Source organism: Urbifossiella limnaea (genome assembly GCF_007747215.1).
Classification (GTDB): domain Bacteria; phylum Planctomycetota; class Planctomycetia; order Gemmatales; family Gemmataceae; genus Urbifossiella; species Urbifossiella limnaea.
This window is the reverse complement of record NZ_CP036273.1, coordinates 1482250-1501439: the sequence shown is the minus strand read 5'-3', so window position 1 is coordinate 1501439 and position 19190 is coordinate 1482250. Positions and strand designations below refer to the sequence as shown.

Below are 19190 nucleotides of genomic sequence, written 5' to 3'. Positions count from 1 at the left end.
CGCGCGGCGCGCCGTTGAAGTTGACCGCCCCGGCGGTTGCGGGTATACGCCCGCACAGACCGCGGAACCGGGAGGGCGTCAAAGATGCGCACGATCGCGTACTGGGTGACGACGGTGCTGCTCGGCCTGGGTTACCTGGCCGGCGGGTTCGGCGACCTGGTGCAACCGGCGGGCTTCGACGAGGAGACGGCAAAGCTCGGCTACCCGTCGTCTTTCTTCCGCATCCTGGGTTTCTGGAAGCTAGCAGGGGCGGTGGTGGTGCTGCTGCCGGGCCTGCCGCGGGCGAAGGAGTGGGCGTACGCGGGCTTCGTGATCAACCTGACGGGCGCGGTAGCGGCGCACCTGTCGATTAACGACCCGCCGACGGACCTGATCCCGCCGGCGGTGATGCTGGCGCTCGCGGTGGCGTCGTGGGCGCTGCGGCCGGCGTCGCGCCGGCTCGCGGGGCCGTGCGTGTAACGGAAAAGCTCCCGAGCGGGGTCAGAACGCCGCCCGGTACACGGCCTCGATCTCCGCCGCCGACTGCGGCGTCCGCGGGTTCACGCGCATCAGTCGCTTGATCGCGAACGCCTTCTCCGCGAAGCCCGGCAGCATCGCCTCCGTCACCCCGATGTCGCGCAGCCGCGTCGGGATGCCGATGTCCTCCCGCAGCTTCGCCACCATCGCCACCGCCCGCACGGCCGCGTCCTCGTCCGGTTCGTCCGCGTCCGGCGCGCCCAGCAGCGCCGGCAGCTTCGCCAGTGTCCGCACCGCCGCGGGGCGGTTGAACTCCATCACGAACGGCAGCAGCAGGCCGTTGCCGGCCCCGTGCGACACGTGGACGGCGCCGCCCACCGGGTACTCCATCGCGTGGACCAGCGCCACCCCCGCGTTCGAGAACGCCAGCCCGCCCAGCGTGCCGGCCAGCGCCATGCCGTCGCGGGCCTCCAGGTCGTCGCCGTTCGCCACCGCCCGCCGCAGGTACTTGCCGACCAGCGTGATCGCCTCCTTCGCCATCACGTCGGCCATGGGGTTCTTCCCCTGGTACACCGTCTTCTCGCCGCTCGGCAGCGGGAACAGGTCGTTGTCGATCGCGGTGAACGCCTCGATCGCGTGCGTCAGTGCGTCGATGCCGCTGTCGGCCGTCACCTTCGGCGGGCACGACGCGCTCAGCAGGGGGTCCACGACCGCCGCGTCGGGCCGCAGGAACGGGCTGAGGCAGCTCACCTTGATCTGCCGCGCCGAGTCGCCGAACACGGCCGCGGCCGACACCTCGGAGCCGGTGCCGGCGGTGGTCGGCACGCCGATCGTCGGCAGGATCGGGCCGGGGACGCGGCAGTCGCCGGTGTAGTCGAGCGGGTCGCCGCCGTGCGCCAGCACCAGCGACACCAGCTTCGCGACGTCCATGTTCGACCCGCCGCCGAGGCCGAGGATCACGGCCGGCGCGGCCGCCCGCGCCTTCGCCGCCGCGGCCCGCACGACCTCCACCGCCGGCTCCGGCTTCTCGACCAGGAACGTCTCGACCATCATCCCCGCGGCGAGGATCGGCTTGACCACCGCGTCGAGGGTGCCGACCTTCTGGAGGGTGGGGTCGGCGACGACGAAGACGCGGCCGGCGCCGAGGCCGCGGGCGACGTCGGGGAGGTGCCCGGCCGCGCCGCGGCCGAAGAGGAGGCTGCCGGCCGACTGGAAGGACCAGGTACGCATGGGTCTGGGAGGATTCAGGATTCGGGATTCGGGATTCGGGGCAGACGGACGTTCGCCACCCCTCCCGGGCGGTTAGTATACCCAGGGGTCGCGCCGGGTTCGGCTCGACCGCGAATCCCGAATCCCGACTCCCGAATGCCCATGCCCCCCAAGATCGGCATCCTCACCGTCTCCGACCGGGCCAGCCGCGGCGAGTACGAGGACCGCGGCGGCCCCGCCGTCTTCGACGCTCTCACCGAGATGCTGACCGGCGCGTGGGAGCCGGTCCGGCGCGTCGTGCCGGACGAGCTGCACACCATCGAGCTGAACCTGACGGAGCTGTGCGACCAGGAGGGCTGCGCGCTGGTGGTGACGACCGGCGGCACCGGCCCGGCCCCGCGCGACGTGACGCCCGAGGCTACCGAGGCGGTCTGCGAGAAGCTGCTGCCCGGCTTCGGCGAGTTAATGCGGGCGGTGTCGCTGCGGAGTGTGCCGACGGCGATCCTGTCGCGGCAGACGGCGGGGGTTCGCGGCAAGACGCTGATCGTGAACCTGCCGGGGAAGCCGGCGGCGATCCGCGAGTGCCTGCTGGCGGTGATGCCGGCGGTGCCGTACTGCGTGGACCTGATCGGCGGGCCGCGCCTGACGACGAACGAGGCGGTGGTGACGGCCTTCCGCCCGAAGGGGGCGTGAGGCGGCCGGCGATTCGACCCCGCCGCGTCGGGCCCGCCCGCCCCGGCCGCCCCAGGTGACACCCGATGACCGCCCCGAGCGCCGCGCCGACCGTGACCGCGGCGGCCCTGCCGGCCGCCACCGCCCCCTGGGCCGCCGGGCCGACCGCCGGCCCGGGGTTCGACGACGAAGTCCGCGTCCTCCTCCGGTCGCGGCTGATCCTCGTCCACCTCCTCGCGCTGCTGTGCGTCGGCCTCCTCCAGGTTCTCAGCTGGTCCACCCCGAACAACAACCCGCTGTTCCGCCCGGACCAGGGGAACCCGTGGCTCCTGGCCCCGCCGTTTGCCGAGTGCCTGGGCGGGGCGGTGGTGCTGTGGCTGCGGCCCGGGCTCACCCTCCGCGCCCTCCGCGGGTGGGAGTTCGTCCACTTCGCCACCCTCGTCGCCTTCTTCGGGTGGCTCCGGTACGTGATGCTGGCGCATACCGCCTGGCTCACCCCCGACCCGCAGATCACCGTCGGGTTCTACGGGCTGGCCACCCTGCCCTTGTTCACCACCACCATTGTCGCCTACGGGGTGCTCGTCCCGAACACCCGGCGGCGGAGCCTGAGCGCGGTGGCGGCCATCGCCGCGGTGCCGTTCCTGGCGGCGGCCGCGGCCGCGTGGACCACCCCCGGGCTCCGCGACGACCTCGTCCCGCTGCTCGTCCAGGCGGCGGCGCTCCTGGCGTTCCCGGCGGCCATCGCGGTGTTCGCGGCCGCGCGGGTGTCGGCCCTCCAGCGGCGGGCGTTCGAGGCCGAGCGGCGGGCCGAGCGGGTCGGCCAGTACGCCCTCAAGCGGAAGCTCGGCGAGGGCGGCATGGGCGAGGTGTGGCTGGCCGAGCACGCGCTGCTCAAGCGGCCGTGCGCCGTCAAGTTCGTCCGCCCCGAGGCCGCCGCCCACCCGGCCGCCGCCGCCCGGTTCGAGCGGGAGGTCCGGGCCGTCACCGGGCTGTCGCACGCCAACACGGTCCGCGTCTACGACTACGGCCGGGCCGACGACGGCAGCTTCTACCTCGTCATGGAGTACCTCGACGGCCCGACCCTGGAGGCGCTCGTCCGCGACGCCGGCCCCCTCCCCCCGGGGCGGGCCGTGTACCTCCTGCGGCAGCTGTGCGGGGCACTGGCCGAGGCGCACGCGGCCGGGCTCGTCCACCGCGACCTCAAGCCCGGGAACGTCATCGTCGCCGCCCTCGGCGGGGAGCGAGACGTGGCGAAGTTGCTCGACTTCGGGCTGGTGCAGGACCTCTCGGCCGACCCGGACGCCCGGCTCACGCGGGCGGGCACGGTCATGGGGACGCCGGCGTACATGAGTCCGGAACAGGCGGCCGGCGAGGCCGACGTGGACGCCCGCAGCGACGTGTACAGCCTGGGGGCGGTGGCGTTCTTCGCGCTCGCCGGGCGGCCGCCCTTCCAGGCGAAGGGGCTCGGCCAGCTCCTGGCCGCGCACCGCGCGGAGCCCGCGCCGCCCCTGGCGGACGTGCGCGCGGACGTGCCAGCCGACCTCGCCGCGGTGGTGGCCCGGTGCCTGGCGAAGCCCCCGGCCGAGCGGCACGGGTCGGCCGCCGAGTTGGGTCAGGCGCTGGCCGCGTGCGCGTGCGCCGGTTGGTCACCCGACCGCGCCGCCGGGGCCGGGTGACCGGGACGGTCACCCCAGCTTGTACGGCGCCCGGTACTCGTAGCCCAGCAGCCGGTTGCTGTCGGCGTCGTTCGTGATCCGCTCGGCCTTCGCGTCCCACTGCAGCGTCTTCCCCTGCATGAGCGCCACCCGGGCCAGGAGCGTCGCCGTCGTCGAGCGGTGGCCGACCTCCGCCGGGCACGTCGTCGCCGAGCCGGTCTTCACGCCGTCGAGGAAGCTGCGGGCGTGGAGCGGCGTCGGGTCGCCGGCAGCCCTGCGGACGTCCGGCATCCGCGCCTGACGCACGGCCCGGCCCTGCTTCGCGTTCGCCTCGCGCTCCAGCGGGCTCAGCGCCGGCAACTCCTCCACGCGGACGTTCTCGGGGAGGATCTCCAGCACCGTCGCCGCGTCGTTGAGGACGAGCGTGCCCTGGGTGCCGCGGAACTCGATCGTGCCCGACTTCACGTTCCCCGCCGCGGCGTTGCAGTTGAACTGGCTGAACGTCACCAGGCAGCCGTCGTACTGCCACACCGCCTCGAGCGTGTCGGGGATCTGGCGGTTGTCCTCCGTCCCGAACCGGCCGCCCAGGCACGCCACCGCCTTCGGCGCCTCCTGGTTGAGCGCCCACTGGATGACGTCGAGGTAGTGCGTTCCGAAGTTCGTGAGCTGGCCGCCGCTGTAGTCCCAGAACCAGCGGAACTTGTACAGCACCTTGTTCCGGTTGAACGGCACCTTCGGCGCCGGCCCGAGCCACAGCTCGTAGTCGAGGCCGGCGGGCGGCTCCCCGTCGGCGGGGGCGCCGATGCCCATCGGCGTCTCGTTCCGGTGGTGGTAGCACTTTGCCACCGTCACCTTGCCGATGGCGCCGTCGCGGATGAGCTTCACCGCCTCGGCGACGAGCGGCGAGCTACGTCGGTGCAGGCCGACCTGCGTGACGCGGCGCGTCTGCCGGGCCACGTCGGCCATGCGGCGGCCTTCCGAGATCGTGAGGCTCAGCGGCTTCTCGCAGTAGACGTGCTTGCCGGCGTGGCAGGCGTCCACGAACTGCAGCGCGTGCCAGTGGTCGGGCGTGGCGATCACAACCGCGTCCACGTCGCGGCGGTCGAGGACGCGGCGGTACTCCTTCACCGTGTCGGGGCTGGAGCCGCTCGCCTTCGCCACCTTCGCGGCCGCGGCGGGGAGGTACGGCGCGTTCACGTCGGCGACGGCGACGACCTGCTGGTCCGCGTGGGTGAGGAAGGCGTCGAGGAGCTGGTCGCCGCGGTTGCCGACGCCGATGCAGCCGAGCCGCACGCGGTCGTTGGCGCCGGGGATTTGCGCGTAGCTGGCGGCGGGGAGCGCGGCTGCGCTCGCGGCGAACGCGCGGCGGGAAACGCGGGGCATGGGGGTACTCCGGAAGAGGATTGGCCGCAAAAAGGCACAAAAGACACAAAACGGAAGACCGATCAAAACCAGAGTTCTGTCCCGGCTCGGTCTTCCCTTTTGTGTCTTTTGTGCCTTTTTGCGGCCATTCAGTCTTGGTTTATCTCGCGGCACGCACCTCGGTCCCGCTCAACAGCGTGAAGTATGCCCCGTGCGGATTGTCGCCGTTGGCCACCTTCAGCAGCACGGTGTTCTTCCCCTTCGTCAGCCGCACCGCTACCGTGTGCTGGCCCGGCGCCGCGGCACGCATGTCCGCGTGGCGGAACACCTCGCGGCCGTTCAGCCACAGGACCGCGCTGTCGTCGATGCCCAGCAGCACCTGCGCGTTCTGCTCGTCGGGCGAGTCGATCTCGGCGACCAGGTAGCTCGCCGACTGCTTCCCCGCGATGCCGTGCAGCCCCGCGAGATCGACGTAGCCCTTCGTGTCGGGCCGGATCGTGCGCCACGCCACGGCGCCGAACTTCGCCGCCGGGTCGAACGCCGCCTTCTCGGGGCCGTGTTCCTTCGCCAGCGCCTCGGTCATCGTCGCGGCCGGGAACGGCCCCGCGACGCGGAACGCCTCCGGCGTGTACGCCGCGGTCTGGAGCGTCTGCATGTAGGTGACGAGGTCCACCAGCTCGTCGGCGCTCAGCGCCGCCACCACGTCCTGCGGCATCAGCGACACCTTCGACTTCCGCACCTCGCCGTCGATGTCCGCCTTCGGGATCGACGTGTCCTTGCCGTTGGCGTCGCGGAGGGTGACCGCCTGCGGGGTGTCGTTCACCAGCAGCCCGGTCACGGTCAGCCCGGCCGCGGTGGTGAGGGTGTACGACGTGTGCTGGTCGGCGATGGCCTTCGACGGGTCGAGGATCGAGTCGAACAGGTTCTCGCGGCTCGCCTTCTTGCCGATCATCGACAGGTCCGGCCCGACCTGCCCGCCGACGCCGCGGACGGTGTGGCACTTGGCGCACTGCGCCGCGCCAGTGAGCGAGGCGTCCCACACCGCCTTGCCGCGGGCGGCGTCGCCGGTGCGGGCAACAAGCGTGGCCATCGGCGGCAGGTTCTTCAGGTCGAGCCGACCGGGGGCGGGGAACAGCACCATCGCGCGGTTCCGCTCGCCCTGGAACGGGCTGTTGCGGAGCAGCTGCCCGGCCTCAGCCACGAGAGGCGCCGGCAGCTTCTTCGCGGCGTGCTGGTCGAGCAGCCAGACGGTGCCGGCGCGAGTGCCGGCGAGCGCCCCGAGCGCCGCCCGCTGGGCGTCCTTGCTCTCGACCAGCCCTTGCAGCGCCGTCAGCGCCTTGGTGGCGGTGTCGTCGAGCTTGGGGCTCGTGCCGACGAGCCCGCCGAGGGCGTTCACGGCTTCGGTGCCGACCGGCGGGCCGGCCTTCGCCAGCGCCGCCAGCGCGTCCACGGACGCGGCCGACTTCAGCTTGCCGAGCGTGCGTACGGCCTCGGTGCGGACCTCCGCGGCGGCGGCCTTGTCGTCGGCAATCGCGGTCACGACCGGGGCGCGGCTGGTGTTGCCCGCGGCGGCGATCAGCTGGAGGCCGGTGAGCCGCGTGGCGGGGGTGTTCAGCAACCCGTCGATGGCGGCGGTGAGGTCGGGGCTGGTGCGGAGGCCGTTCCACTTCGTCGGCAGGAACAGCCGGAGTTGGTCGAGCGCCCGCGCCTTCACCTCGGGGGCGGCGTCGCCCCGGAGGACGGACAGCATGGCGGCGCCAGCCTTCGGGTCGTCGCTGACGGCGAGGATGTCCACGACGCGCGCCTTCTGGGCGGCGGTGAGCTTGGCGTCGGTGAGGAGCGCCGGCAGCCGCGGCAGGACCGACTTCGGCCGCAGCTCCCATACCAGGTCGGCGACCTTGTCGTCCCACGTCGGGAAGTGCTTGTCGAAGTCGGCGAGGATGGCGTCGCGCCGGGCCGGGTCGGTGCCGCAGGCGATGTTCAGCGCGGCCCGGTAGAAGTGATCCTGGCCGTCGTACCTCTTGGCAGCGAGCGGCACATACTTCTTCGCGTATTGGGTCGGAACCAACCGCAGTGTGACCAGGAATTCCCGGACCATAGCGGGGTCACGTGTTTCGACCCACTTCGTCCAATCTTGCTCCTCGCCGGACCCGAAGCCGAGGGGATACTTGTCCATGGCTTGGGTGCGGGCCATGGCCGTTCCGAATTGGCGGTCTTCTGCCTTAAATCGGAGAAAGTCTACCAGCTTGGCCTCTGCCCCGGCTGGCAGATTGGCTTGCTGGCCGTCTCGTCGGCGAGCGGTTAGTTGATCCAATGTAAAGAACGCCCGGGCCTGAGAGATCGTTGACGAGCGTGTTAGTCCATCCACTACCTGTCCAACCGCGGCAGCGGGTGGCATGGATTCTAGCTTCGTAAGCACCGCTGTGCGCGTTGCCTGGTTGGGCGAGCCGAGCGCCGCCAGCACGCCCTCCTTCGTGTCGAGCTTCACCTCCGGCACCTTGTAGCCGTCGTGGCCGGACGGGTAGATGCGGAAGACGCGGCCCATCTTCCAGTCGCCCATGCCGTGGCCGCCGACGCCGGGGTCGTACCAGTCGCACACGAACACGCTGCCGTCCGGCGCCACCCGCACGCCGCTCGGGCGGAACCAGGTGTCGGAACTGGTCAGGATCACCTCCTTGTCCAGCTCGTAGCCGGTGCCCTTCGGCTTGCGGAAGAACGCCCGCACCTCGCGCGGCCCGGCGTCGCAGTGGAGCAGGTGGCCGCGGTACTTCTCCGGCAGCAGCGAGCCCTCGTAGAACGTGATCCCGGTCGGGCTGCCGAACCCCGTCCGCATCGCCTTGTGGACGATCCCCGGCTGCTCCTCGTGCCAGTGCGTCTGGCCGGGGCCGCGCGGGTTGTAGCCGTAGTTGCCGCCGGGCATCACGTAGCAGATGCGCGTCTGCTGGTTGCCGTCGTCGTCGTTGTCGCTCAGCCACACCTCGCCGAACGAGTCGACGCAGGCCTCGTAGTTGTTGCGGAAGTTGTGGGCCACGAGTTCGAGGTTGGTGCCGTCCTGGTCGCACCGCCACACGGTACCGGCGCGGCAGTCGGTGGTGTTCGACTCCCACTTGCGCCCCTTGCCGTCCTTCGACTGCAACCCGCCCACGCCGCTGTCGCCGACGGTGAAGTACAGCTTGCCGTCCGGGCCGACGGTGAGGCCGTGGACGCCGTGGTCGTGGTCGAAGCCGCGGAAGCCGGTGAGGAACTTCGTCGGCGGGCCGTCGGCCTTCAGGTCGCCGTCCTTGTCCCAGAATTCGAGGATGTCCGGCGACTGGCAGACGAGCACCCGCAACACCTTGCCGTCGGCCTGCGGGATGACCGTGACGCTGAGCGGCCCGTACAGTTCCTGCCCCTGGTAGAACGTGACGGCTTTCGTGGCCTTGCCGGCGCCCGTCTCGTCGATGAGCACCTGGATGCGGTCGCCCTCGTTGCGGAGCATCGGGCGGCCGAACCCCTTGCGGCGGTAGTTCACGGCCTCGGCGACCCAGACGCGGCCCTTGTGGTCCACGTCGAGGTTGGTCGGGTTGATGACCATCGGTTCGTGGGCGAACAGCTCGACCTGGAGGCCGTCGGCAACCTTCATGGAGGCGAGGGTTTTGTCGGGCGGCAGCTGCGCGGCGGCGGGGCCGGCGGCGATCAGCAGGAGGGCGGCGGCGAGCCAACGGGTCATGGGGAGGTTTCCCGGGAGGCGCGGGGGGTGGGCGGGTAGTGTACCCGATCCGTGGGCGGGTGGAAATCGGGGCCGTTACCGCACCGGCCATAGCACGCGGCCCGGCGTCGTGGTGCGGGTCGAGTACAACACGCCGCCACCGGTCACGTACAGCGTCCGCCGGTCGGCGCCGCCGAAGGCGCAGTTCGTCACCTCGTCCGTCGGCACCGGAAGGAACGCCAGCTTCTTCCCGTCGGCGGGGTCGATGACGTAGATGCCGCCCTTCACGTCGGCGGCGGGCTCGGCGGGCGGGTTCGGCTTGTTCAGCCCGCCGGCGACGTACAGCCGACCCTTCGCGTCTTGCTTCACGCCGTCCGGGCCGCGGCCGGTGCCCCAGTCGTACAGCAGCTTCTTGTCGCCGACCGTGCCGTCCGGCTTCAGGTCGAACCGCCACAGCTTGCGGGCGCCGCCGACGCCGTTGTTGTTGTCCGCCACGAACAGGAACTTGTCGTCCGCCGACACGAGCACGCCGTTGGCGCGTTCGACTTCGCGGCCGATCACGCGGTGAACGCGGCCGTCCGGGTCGATGCGGTAGACGCCCTCGATGGTGTTGCCGGCGGCATCGCGCTGTTGCATGTCGTCGCGCGGGCCGTAGCGCGGGTCGGAGAAGTAGACGCGGCCCTTCGAGTCCACGGTCAGGTCGTTCGGCTGGTTGTACTTCTTGCCGCCGAACGAGTCGGTGAGCACGGTCACCTTGCCGTCGCGGTCGGTGCGGGTGACGCGGCGCGCCACCGGCTCGCAGGCGATGAGCCGGCCCTGGCGGTCGAACAGGAGGCCGTTGGTGCCGGCCTTCTCGCGCCAGACCGACGAGGTGCCGTCGGGCGAGAAGCGGTGTACGCCGGCGTGTCCGCTGGTGAGGACGCCGAGTTCGGGGTCCCACGCCGGGCCTTCGCCGGCCGAGTCCTTCGCGGCGAGGACGGTGAGCTTCGCGCCGGGTTCGAAGATCGGGTCGGCGTCTTGCGCGAACGCGGCGGGGAGGACGAGCAGCGAGAGGACGAGCGGGCGCATGCGGCGGGCCTCCGGGAGGTGAGCGAAGTGTATCCGCTCGGGCCGCGGTGTGGTATCGTGTCCCCTTCTCCCAGGAGTACGCGATGGGACAGCCGGGGCGGGTGCCGGGCCGGGCGTGGGTGGTCACCGGGGCCGGCGTGGCGGTGAACCTGTGCCTCGGCATCCTCTACGCGTGGAGCGTCTGGAAGGGCGCGCTCCTCGCCCCGAAGGGAAGCTCGCCCGGCGACCCGATGACCGGCGCGAACGCCGGCTGGCACTACCTGTCGGACGCCGAGGCGACGTGGGCCTACGCCATCTGCGGGTTCACGTTCGCCCTGTTCATGATCCCCGGCGGACGGCTCCAGGACCGCTACGGCCCGCGCGCCGGCGCCACCCTCGCCGGGCTCTGCCTCGGCCTCGGGTGCGTCGTCGCCGGCGTGATGAAGAGCTACCTCGGCCTGGTCGTCGGATTCGGGCTGTTGGGGGGCATCGGCATGGGGCTCGGGTACGCGGCGGCAACGCCGGCGGCCGTGCGCTGGTTCGGGCCGCACCGTCGCGGGCTGATCGTCGGGCTCGTCGTCGGCGGCTACGGCGGGGCCGCGGTGTACATCGCCCCGCTGGCAAAGCAGTTAATCGCCGAAGGCGGGCTGACCACCAGCTTCGTCGCCCTCGGCGTCCTGTTCGCCACCGTCATCGTTCTCGCCGCGCAGTTCCTGAAGATGCCGCCGAGTGACTACGTGCCGCCGGGCGCGGCCGTCGGCAGCGCGGCCGCTGCGAAGCCCGCGATCGCGGACGTGCCGGCGTCGCAGGTGGTGCGGACGTGGCAGTTCCCGGCGCTGGTCGCCCTGTTCGTCGGGTCGGCGCAGGCGGGGCTGTTGGTGATCGCCAACGCGGCCCCGATCCTGAACAAGACGGCGAGCGGCATCGCCTTCTTCGCCGCGAACGCCTGGCTGCTGGCGGCCTACGGCGGCATCGTGAACGCGAGCGGCCGGGTTGGCACCGGCACCTACTCGGACCGCGTCGGTCGGGTGAACGCCTTCGGCCTGAACGGCCTGGCTGCCGCGGGGTGCCTTTTCGCGCTGCCGGCCGTGATCGCCGCCGAGAACGTGTGGTTGCTGTTCCTCATGGTCGGCGTGGTGTACTGGCAGTACGGCGGGACGCTGGCCCTGATGCCGGCGTGGACGGCCGACTTCTTCGGCGCGAAGAACCTGGGCCTGAACTACGGGCTGGTGTTCCTCGGCTGGGGGATCGCGTTCTTCGTCCCGCAGATCGCCGGGTTCATCAAGGACGCCACCGGCACGCTCGACGGCGCGTTCTATCTGTCGGGCGGGCTGCTCGTCGCGGCGGTGGTGGGGAGTCGGTTTGTCGTGAAGCCGAGTTGAGCGGGGTCGCTTGAGCGCCCCCCCGTGCCGACGCGATTCGATCACGTCAAACGTGGTTCACAGCGCCGTCGCACGGGGCGCTGACGCGGCCCCGCTCGGCCAGCATGAGATACCCATACGCGCCCCGCGCCGGCGCGCCGTCCACGCCAACCGCCGCCACCTCGACCACCCGAAAGCCCGCCGCTTCCAGCAGTCGCACGGCGCCGCGGCGGGTGAAGTGGTGGAGCGTCAGCGGCGCCCCGCCGTAGGCCTGCGGCATCGTCACGTCGCCGGCGTCGGCGCGGCCCAGCAGCGTGCGCCAGCGCTGCCGCCACACGACACCGCTACCCAGCCCGCGGAAGTAGCGGTTGTGGACGTGCAGCACGAACTGCCCGCCCGGCTTCAGCAGCCGAAAGGCGTTGGCGACCACCTTTGCGCGGTTCTCCGCGCCGCGGACCATGCCGAGTGTGCTGAACAGACACGCCGCGTAGTCGAACGACCCACCGGACAGCTCGCCGAGCTCGACGAGATTCGCGGCCTTCCACTCGACGCTCACCCCGGCCGCCGCGGCATTCGCACGGGCCTGCGCCAGCATCGGCTCCGACAGGTCGACGCCGACGCAGGCGTACCCCTTCGCCGCGAAGTGGACGCACAGCCGGCCGGTGCCGCAGCCCAGGTCGATGAGCCGGCCGGGCGTCGGGAAGGCTCGTTCGCAGAACGCGACATCCGCGCGGGCAAGCGGCGACGCGGCCATTTGGGCGTCGTACCCGGCGACCATGTCGGCGGCGCGGAGGTAGTCCCACAAACCGCGATCGACGCCGGCGGGAAGCTGCCAGTCGGGAAGCATGTAGAGTGGGATACAGAACCAAAGCCAAGCAGTATCGCCACAAAGAGGCACGAAAAGACACAAAAAGGGATCAAGGCAAAGAACAGTCCGGTTCTTGGCTCGGTCTTCCTTTTTGTGTCTTTTCGTGCCTTTATGTGGCCAACCTCCGGTCCCGCCGTCACTCCACCGTCACGCTCTTGGCCAGGTTCCGCGGCTTGTCCACGTCGCAGCCGCACAGCAGCGCGATCTCGTAGGCCAGCAACTGCAGCGGGATCGCCGTCACGATCGGCTGCAAGTACTCGGGCACGTCCGGGACGGGAATCACGTCGTCGGCGACGGCGGCCACCTCGCGGTCGCCGTGGCTCGCCACCGCGATCACCGGGCCGCCGCGGGCCTTGATCTCCTGCATGTTCGACATCACCTTGTCGAACACCGCCCCCCGCGGCACCAGGAACACGCTCGGCGTCTGCTCGTCCACCAGCGCGATCGGCCCGTGCTTCATCTCCGCCGCCGGGTAACCCTCGGCGTGGATGTAGCTGATCTCCTTCAGCTTCAGCGCCCCTTCGAGGGCGCCCGGGTACAGGTACTGCCGGCCGAGGTACAGCACGTTCCGCGCGTCGGCGTACTTCGCGGCGATGGCCTTCACCCGGTCGTGGCACCGCAGCGTCTCGCGCAGCACGTCGGGAAGCGCTTGCAGGTCCGCGATGATCTTCTCGCCCTGCGCCGCCGACAGGTGCCGGCTGCGGCCGAGGTACAGGGCCAGCATCGCCAGCACGGCGCACTGCGTGGTGAACGCCTTCGTGCTCGCCACGCCCACCTCGGGGCCGGCGTGCAGGTACACGCCGCCGTCCGCCTCGCGGGCGATGCTGCTGCCGACCACGTTGCAGATGGCCAGCGTGGTGTGCCCCATCCGCTTGCTCTCGCGGAGCGCGGCCAGGGTGTCGGCCGTCTCGCCGCTCTGGGTGATGGCGAAGATCAGCGTGTTCCGGTCGATCGGCGGGTTGCGGTAGCGGAACTCGCTGGCGTACTCCACCTCGGCCGGCACCCGCGCGAGCTCCTCGAACAGGTACTCGCCGACCATTCCCGCGTGGTAGCTCGTGCCGCAGGCGGTGAAGATGACGCGGTCGATCTGCCGCAGCTGCTGCGCCGACAGGTTCAGGCCGCCGAAGTGGGCCGTCGCGTCGCCCACGTCGAGCCGGCCGCGCATGGCGTTCTCCAGCGCCTCCGGCTGCTCGTAAATCTCCTTCAGCATGTAGTGCGGGAAGTCGCCCAGCTCGGCGTCGCCGTCGCCGAGGAAGCCGGCGATGTCGAGCGCCGGCATGTCCACCGCGTCGAAGTCGCGGGTGCGGACGACGTACCCCGTCTCGTCGAGCTGCACGACCTGCCGGTCGCCGAGGTGAACCACTTTTTCTGCGAAGCCCGCCAGCGCCGACGCGTCCGAGGCGAGGTAGTGGCCGTCGGCGCCGATGCCGACGACGAGCGGGCTGCCGAGCCGGGCGCCGACGATGACGCCGGGTTCGGCGCGGCTCATCACCGCGAGGCCGTACGTGCCCTTCACCATCGCCGTCGCTTGCAGCACGGCCTGGAGCAGGTCGCCGTCGTAGCAGCGGGCGATGAGGTGGGCCAGCACTTCGGTGTCGGTGTCGCTGCGGAACGCGACGCCGTCGGCGACGAGCTGCTGCTTGAGGGCGGCGTAGTTCTCGATGACGCCGTTGTGGACGACGGCGATGTCGTGGTCGGTACTGAGGTGCGGGTGGGCGTTGCGGTCGGTCGCGCCGCCGTGCGTGGCCCAGCGGGTGTGGCTGATGCCGTAGCACCCGGGCGCCGGCCGGGCGATCACTTCGCGGGCCAACTCGGCGAGCCGGCCGGCCTTCTTCCGCAGGTGGAAGTCGGCCCCGGTGCCGGTGACGAGGCCGGCGCTGTCGTAGCCGCGGTACTCGAGGCGGCGCAACCCTTCCAGCAGCACCGGCGACGCCTCCCGCGTGCCGGTGAACCCGACGATCCCGCACATGACGTGGCTCCATCCGCGTGTGGGCGCGGCGGAGTCTAACCCGGTGCAGTTCCGCGGCGAAAGATCAACCCACCACGCGCGGCAGGAACGGCTCGAACCCCGGTACGGGCTCCGGCCGCGTGAACAGGCCGTACTTCTTCATCTTCTTGTAGAGCGTGACGCGGCTCACCCCGAGCAGCTGGGCGGCGCGCGTGCGGCTCTGCCCGGCCTTCTCCAGCGCCCGCAGGATGTTCACCCGCTCCGTCGACTCGCGGCTCTGCTTCAGCGTGCCGCCGTAGTTCGCCGTCGCGCCCGGCGGCGGCGTCGTGACGTCGCTGCGGGTGTGGACCAGCGGCGACAGGTGGTGCAGCTTCAACTCGTTGCCGCTGCTCGTCAGCACCGCCTGCTGGAGGACGTTTTCGAGCTGCCGAATGTTCCCCGGCCAGGGGTAGCTCTCCAGCGCCCGCATCGCCTCGGGGCACACGCCGAACAGCCGCTTGCCGAACTTCGTGCCGTACCGGGCCACCATGCCGCGGACCAGCGGCCCGACGTCCTCCGGCCGGTGCCGCAGCGGCGGCAGGTGAAAGCTCAGCACCTGGAGGCGGTAGTACAGGTCGCGGCGGAAGCTACCGCGCTCCACGGCGTCGGACAGGTTCCAGTTCGTCGCCGCGATCACGCGCGCCCGGCTGATCTGCGTCTCGTTGCTGCCGACCGGCTCGAACTCGCCGGTCTCGATGACCCGCAGGAGGTTCGCCTGGTGGTCGAGGCCGAGCGTGTCGATCTCGTCCAGCAGCAGCGAGCCGTCGCCGGCCGCGGCGAACTTGCCGACCTTCGCGCCGTCGGCGCCGGTGAACGAGCCGCGGGCGTGGCCGAAGAACTCGCTGGCGATCAGGTGGCCGCTCAGGGTGCCGCACGCCACCACGAGGAACCGGCTGCCGCGCCGCGGCGAGCCGTCGTGAATGAGCCGCGCCAGGAACGTCTTGCCGGTGCCGGTCTCGCCCTCGATCAGGACCGTCACGTCGTGCTCCGCGGCGATGCAGAGCTGGTCCACGAGCGCGGTCAGCGACGGCGTGTGGTTGACGAGCTTGCGGCGGATCGCCTCGGCGGTCGTTTCGGTAGCCGGGTCGGCGAACGGGACGCCGCCGGGCGCCTGCGCCTGCCGCGCCCACGTGGTCACCTCGCGGACGTGGTGCGGCCAGCCCCACCTGCCGGCGAGGTACGGGGCGAGGTGGTCGAACGCCCGCCGCCCCGCAACCGCCTCCGACTCGAGGATGCCGAGGCCGGCCGGCGACTGCTGCACCTTCGCCTCGCGGACGACGGTCTCGATCGGGCCGGCGTCGGCGGGGTCGGACGCGACGAGGAGCAGGTCGCCGTCGGTGTCCGGCGCGAGCAGGTGCGGCACGTCCACGAAGCGGACGACCGGTACCGCCAGGGCGAGGGTGCGGCCGAGGTGGGCCTGCACCGTCTGGGCGAGGCGCGGGTCGCTGGCGGCGAGGACGAGCCGGCGGGTGGGGGTCATGGGGCGTGGTCCGTTGCCGGCCGGTGTTGCCGTGCCCGAACGCCGTGCGTCCAGGCCGACCGGCCGTTAACCAAACGAAGTTTACAATCCGCGCCGGTGCAACCGGTCGGGCCGAAGATGCCGAGAATTCCGACGGCGCGAGTTGAACGTTCGCGCGGGGACGGAACCGGCGGGGGGAATTGTGCCACGGGCCGAAACGCGGCCGGCGGGTGCTGCCGCGACCTACAATCCGGGGGTCCGGCCCACCAGGGATTCGCACCATGCGCCGTGCTCTGCCGCCGCTCGCCGTGCTGCTTTTTGCTACCACCGGCTCCGCGCAACCCCCGGCCACGCCCGGCGAACAGGCGGCGCTGAAGTCCGCGATGCTGGCGAAGGCTTCGGCCGGACTCGACCCCACGCTCCCGGTCGGCTCGCGGGTGTCGGTCAAGTTCCTCGCCGCCGGCGACGGCGCGTTGATCACACTGGCGAAGCACAAGGAGGTCGGCGAGATTCAGATTCTCGACGCCACCGCGTGTACCTCGAAGGGCTTCGCCGCGCTGAAGGCGCTGCCGAACCTGCGGCGGCTGAAGCTGAACCGGTCCGGCGTGACCGACAAGGAGCTGGTCGAGATCGCCACGCTGTCGCAGCTGCGGGTGCTGATCATGCCGGAGGCGCAGATCACCGACAAGGGCGCCGCCGAGTTGGAGAAGTTGACGCGGTTGGAGACGCTCGACCTGTCGGACAACCCGCGGCTGACGGACAAGGCGATGGCCCACGTGCGGACGCTGGTGCGGCTGGAAAACCTGTACCTGACGAAGACCGGCCTGACGGACGCGGGGCTGATGGAGTTGAAGACGCTGGAGGGCCTCCGCGACATGACCGCGGCCGGCACGCGGGTGACGGCGAAGGCCGCGGAGGCGTTCGCCGACGAGATGCCGAACCTCCGCCAGGTGCGGCGGTAGAACTTGCGGAAAGCAGGATGGCCACAAAAAGGCACGAAAAGACACAAAAGTAAGACAGCAGACGTCTTGAATTCTGTCTTTGATCGGTGTTCCTTTTTGTGTCGTTTCGTGCCTTTTTGTGGCCATCCTGCTTCTGTTCTGAGGAGTGTTCCCGATGCCCGACGCGCTTCCCGACCGGCTCGACGTGCTGGCCGTCGCCCCGCACCCCGACGACCTCGAAATCCTCTGCGGCGGCACCATCGCCAAGCTGGTGAAGCAGGGCTACAAGGTCGGCATGGCCGACCTGACCAGCGGCGAACCCACCCCGCGCGGCAGCCTCGACACGCGCAAGAAGGAAGCGGAGGCGGCCCGCGTCGCGCTCGGGAGCCCGTTGCGGATCAACGTCGAACTGCCGAACCGCGTGCTGATGGACTCGCCGGAGAACCGCTTCAAGCTGGCGACGGTGTTCCGCACGTACCGGCCCGGCATCCTCATCGTCGGGGCCGGCCGCACCCCGGCCGCGTCGCCGGACCACCACCAGGGCCACCTCCTCGGCGAGGCGGCGCGGTTCTACTCGCAGCTCACGAAGTGGGACGAGCGGTTCGACGGCACGAAGCCGTACCGGGTGCCGCACCTGGTGTACTGCCCGTTCCCGTTCGACGCCGAGCAGCGGAGCTGGCACAGCACGTTCGTCGTGGACATCTCGGACACGTTCGACGCGAAGTTGGAGTCGATCCGCGCGTACGAGTCGCAGTTCGACGCGGAGCGGTTCGAGCGGGTGAAGCACATGATCGGCTCGGCCAACGGCTACCACGGGGCGCGGTGCGGATTCCGCTACGGCGAGTTGTTCGCGCTGCCGCACCCGGTCGGGGCGCCGGACCTGGTCACGCTCGTCCACGGCAGCAAGCCGACGGCGCCGCCGGACGTGCCGGTGGGGCAGGGCCACCTGCCGATGGGGTGATGGGTTTTGCCGCTTGCGGCTTAGCGCTGCCCCGCGCTAAGCCGCAAGCGGCTCGGCAGTTAGAAGCGCACTTCCCCCGGACTTCGCGCACAGGTTACAGTCCGCGGCCCCCGCAAGGACGCGCCCCATGCCCCTGTTCGCGCTCCGCCCCCCGACCGCCCCCGCCGCCCGGCTCCGGCTCGCGTTCGTCGCCGCGCTGGCGCTGCTGGTCGTCGGCATGAGCCTGAAGTACGCCGCGAAAGCCGCCAGGCCCGCCGACAACGGCCAGCAGACGCGCAGCGCCTTCCTCCGCTGGCGGGCGATGATCCACGAGGTGTTCGCCGGCGGCAACGTGTACGTCGGCGTCCACGAGTACCCGAACCCGCCGGTGATGGCGGTCGTGCTCAAGCCGTTCGCCGACCTGCCGCCGCTCGCCGGGGCGCTCGCGTGGTTCTACACCAAGGTGGCGATGGCGGTACTGGCCGCGGTGTGGGTCTTTCGGTTGGTTCAACCCCCGGGAACGACCGCCCCGGGCCTTTCCGCCGCACACGCGCTCGCGGTTGTCCTCGCGCTGCCGCCGCTGCTCGGCGACCTGTCGCACAACAACGTCAACATCTTCATCCTGTTCCTCGTCGCCGCGACGCTGGAACTGCACCGCCGCGGCCGCGACGTGGGCGCCGGCGTGGTGCTGGCGCTGGCCATCGCCTGCAAAGTGACGCCGCTCATCTTCGTGGCGTACTTCGGCTGGAAGCGTCGCTGGCGCGCCCTCGCCGCGACCGCCGCCGGGCTCGTGCTGTGGCTGGCGATCGTGCCCGGCGCCGTGTTCGGCTTCGAGCGCAACGCCGAACTGCTGGCCGACTGGTACAAGCTGATGGTGCGGCCGGCGCTGGTCGAGAACCGCGTCACGAGCGAGCACCCGAACCAGTCGATCCCCGGCGTCGTGTACCGGCTGCTGACGCACAGCCCGTCGTTCGTCGAGTACCCGGACAACATCCCGACCGGGGTCGCGTTCCACAACGTCGCCGACATCGGCACCCCCGTCGCGCGCCGCGTCGTGCAGGGCTGCGTGGTCGCGTTCGGCGTCGTGGTGGTGCTACTGTGCCGCGCCCCGCGGGCGGCCCGCGGCGGGCCGTGGGTCGCGGCCGAGTGCGCGCTGATGGTGATCGGCATGCTGTTGTTCAGCGAGCGCACCTGGAAGCACCACGCGGTCACGCTGCTGCTGCCGTTCGCGGTGCTGACGGCCTGGCTGTTCGCGCCGGACACGTCGGCCGGCGTGCGCCGGTGGCTGACCGGCGTGCTGGCGGCGGTGGCGCTGCTGACGACGGTGCCCGGGATGCTGACCGAGGACGCGGCCGACCTGGCGCTGGTGTACGGCACGCACACGGCCGCGTTCCTGCTGCTGACCGCCGCCGTTTGCGCCCGCCTGGTCGCTGCCCGCCGCGTCTGGGTAGCACGCCCGGAAGGCAACCCGTGACCGACGCCCTGACCATCGCGCTGGCGAAGGGGCTGAAGCTACCCGGGTGATTCGGGGAGTGGCGCGGCGTC

14 protein-coding genes are annotated in these 19190 nt (G+C 71.2%); 7 read left to right on the top strand and 7 right to left on the bottom strand.

The window, feature by feature from the left end; translation table 11 throughout:
- The first annotated feature begins 84 nt into the window (after positions 1-84).
- Positions 85-459 (top strand): DoxX family protein, encoded by a 375-nt coding sequence (locus ETAA1_RS05995; RefSeq protein ID WP_145235223.1) that lies wholly within the window; start codon positions 85-87, stop codon positions 457-459.
- A 21-nt stretch (positions 460-480) separates the two neighbouring features.
- Here the strand turns inward: ETAA1_RS05995 and ETAA1_RS05990 are convergent, their stop codons facing one another.
- Complete coding sequence (locus ETAA1_RS05990; RefSeq protein ID WP_145235221.1) at positions 481-1686, bottom strand: iron-containing alcohol dehydrogenase; 1206 nt, start codon at positions 1684-1686, stop codon at positions 481-483.
- Between the two features lie 135 nt (positions 1687-1821).
- Between ETAA1_RS05990 and mog the strand changes: the two genes are divergently transcribed.
- Positions 1822-2358, top strand: a complete 537-nt coding sequence (mog, locus tag ETAA1_RS05985; protein WP_145235219.1) for a molybdopterin adenylyltransferase — start codon at positions 1822-1824, stop codon at positions 2356-2358.
- A 65-nt stretch (positions 2359-2423) separates the two neighbouring features.
- A complete protein-coding gene (locus ETAA1_RS33360; RefSeq protein WP_145235217.1) occupies positions 2424-4013 on the top strand; it encodes a serine/threonine-protein kinase in 1590 nt (529 codons plus the stop codon).
- Between the two features lie 9 nt (positions 4014-4022).
- Here the strand turns inward: ETAA1_RS33360 and ETAA1_RS05975 are convergent, their stop codons facing one another.
- The 3 genes from ETAA1_RS05975 to ETAA1_RS05965 all read right to left on the bottom strand — a co-directional run bounded on the left by ETAA1_RS05975 (position 4023) and on the right by ETAA1_RS05965 (position 10110).
- Complete coding sequence (locus tag ETAA1_RS05975) at positions 4023-5375, bottom strand: Gfo/Idh/MocA family protein (RefSeq protein WP_145235215.1); 1353 nt, start codon at positions 5373-5375, stop codon at positions 4023-4025.
- A 139-nt stretch (positions 5376-5514) separates the two neighbouring features.
- Positions 5515-9063, bottom strand: a complete 3549-nt coding sequence (locus ETAA1_RS05970; RefSeq protein WP_145235213.1) for a PVC-type heme-binding CxxCH protein — start codon at positions 9061-9063, stop codon at positions 5515-5517.
- Positions 9064-9138: 75 nt separating this feature from the next.
- Entirely contained in the window at positions 9139-10110 is a 972-nt protein-coding gene (locus tag ETAA1_RS05965; protein WP_145235211.1) for an SMP-30/gluconolactonase/LRE family protein, read from the bottom strand.
- A gap of 83 nt (positions 10111-10193) precedes the next feature.
- Here ETAA1_RS05965 and ETAA1_RS05960 point away from each other — a divergent pair, with 83 nt between their 5' ends.
- A complete protein-coding gene (locus ETAA1_RS05960; RefSeq protein WP_145235209.1) occupies positions 10194-11471 on the top strand; it encodes an L-lactate MFS transporter in 1278 nt (425 codons plus the stop codon).
- 46 nt (positions 11472-11517) lie between these two features.
- On the opposite strand, the gene ETAA1_RS05955 is transcribed toward ETAA1_RS05960, so the two are convergent.
- From ETAA1_RS05955 to ETAA1_RS05945, 3 genes are all read right to left on the bottom strand, one after another.
- Positions 11518-12297 carry a class I SAM-dependent methyltransferase gene (locus tag ETAA1_RS05955; protein ID WP_145235207.1) on the bottom strand — a complete coding sequence of 260 codons (780 nt, stop codon included), beginning with the start codon at positions 12295-12297 and terminating at the stop codon, positions 11518-11520.
- Positions 12298-12454: 157 nt separating this feature from the next.
- Positions 12455-14287, bottom strand: coding sequence for a glutamine--fructose-6-phosphate transaminase (isomerizing) (glmS, locus tag ETAA1_RS05950; RefSeq protein ID WP_145235206.1), 1833 nt, complete (start codon positions 14285-14287; stop codon positions 12455-12457).
- A 64-nt stretch (positions 14288-14351) separates the two neighbouring features.
- A complete protein-coding gene (locus tag ETAA1_RS05945) occupies positions 14352-15785 on the bottom strand; it encodes a sigma-54 interaction domain-containing protein (RefSeq protein WP_145235204.1) in 1434 nt (477 codons plus the stop codon).
- Between the two features lie 260 nt (positions 15786-16045).
- On the opposite strand from ETAA1_RS05945, the gene ETAA1_RS05940 reads away from it, so the two are divergent.
- The 3 genes from ETAA1_RS05940 (at position 16046) to ETAA1_RS05930 (ending at position 19119) form a co-directional block, all read left to right on the top strand.
- The gene (locus ETAA1_RS05940; protein WP_145235202.1) at positions 16046-16726 is read left to right on the top strand and encodes a leucine-rich repeat domain-containing protein; all 681 of its coding nucleotides are present in this window, start codon (positions 16046-16048) and stop codon (positions 16724-16726) included.
- Positions 16727-16880: 154 nt separating this feature from the next.
- Positions 16881-17666, top strand: coding sequence for a PIG-L family deacetylase (locus tag ETAA1_RS05935; RefSeq protein ID WP_145235201.1), 786 nt, complete (start codon positions 16881-16883; stop codon positions 17664-17666).
- Positions 17667-17793: 127 nt separating this feature from the next.
- A complete protein-coding gene (locus tag ETAA1_RS05930) occupies positions 17794-19119 on the top strand; it encodes a glycosyltransferase family 87 protein (protein ID WP_145235199.1) in 1326 nt (441 codons plus the stop codon).
- Positions 19120-19190 lie beyond the last annotated feature (71 nt).

Coding starts and splice junctions, on each gene's coding strand:
- ETAA1_RS05995 (WP_145235223.1), top strand. CDS start 85: ATGCGCACGATCGCGTACTGGGTGACGACGGTGCTGCTCGGCCTGGGT.
- ETAA1_RS05990 (WP_145235221.1), bottom strand. CDS start 1,686: ATGCGTACCTGGTCCTTCCAGTCGGCCGGCAGCCTCCTCTTCGGCCGC.
- mog (WP_145235219.1), top strand. CDS start 1,822: ATGCCCATGCCCCCCAAGATCGGCATCCTCACCGTCTCCGACCGGGCC.
- ETAA1_RS33360 (WP_145235217.1), top strand. CDS start 2,424: ATGACCGCCCCGAGCGCCGCGCCGACCGTGACCGCGGCGGCCCTGCCG.
- ETAA1_RS05975 (WP_145235215.1), bottom strand. CDS start 5,375: ATGCCCCGCGTTTCCCGCCGCGCGTTCGCCGCGAGCGCAGCCGCGCTC.
- ETAA1_RS05970 (WP_145235213.1), bottom strand. CDS start 9,063: ATGACCCGTTGGCTCGCCGCCGCCCTCCTGCTGATCGCCGCCGGCCCC.
- ETAA1_RS05965 (WP_145235211.1), bottom strand. CDS start 10,110: ATGCGCCCGCTCGTCCTCTCGCTGCTCGTCCTCCCCGCCGCGTTCGCG.
- ETAA1_RS05960 (WP_145235209.1), top strand. CDS start 10,194: ATGGGACAGCCGGGGCGGGTGCCGGGCCGGGCGTGGGTGGTCACCGGG.
- ETAA1_RS05955 (WP_145235207.1), bottom strand. CDS start 12,297: ATGCTTCCCGACTGGCAGCTTCCCGCCGGCGTCGATCGCGGTTTGTGG.
- glmS (WP_145235206.1), bottom strand. CDS start 14,287: ATGTGCGGGATCGTCGGGTTCACCGGCACGCGGGAGGCGTCGCCGGTG.
- ETAA1_RS05945 (WP_145235204.1), bottom strand. CDS start 15,785: ATGACCCCCACCCGCCGGCTCGTCCTCGCCGCCAGCGACCCGCGCCTC.
- ETAA1_RS05940 (WP_145235202.1), top strand. CDS start 16,046: ATGCGCCGTGCTCTGCCGCCGCTCGCCGTGCTGCTTTTTGCTACCACC.
- ETAA1_RS05935 (WP_145235201.1), top strand. CDS start 16,881: ATGCCCGACGCGCTTCCCGACCGGCTCGACGTGCTGGCCGTCGCCCCG.
- ETAA1_RS05930 (WP_145235199.1), top strand. CDS start 17,794: ATGCCCCTGTTCGCGCTCCGCCCCCCGACCGCCCCCGCCGCCCGGCTC.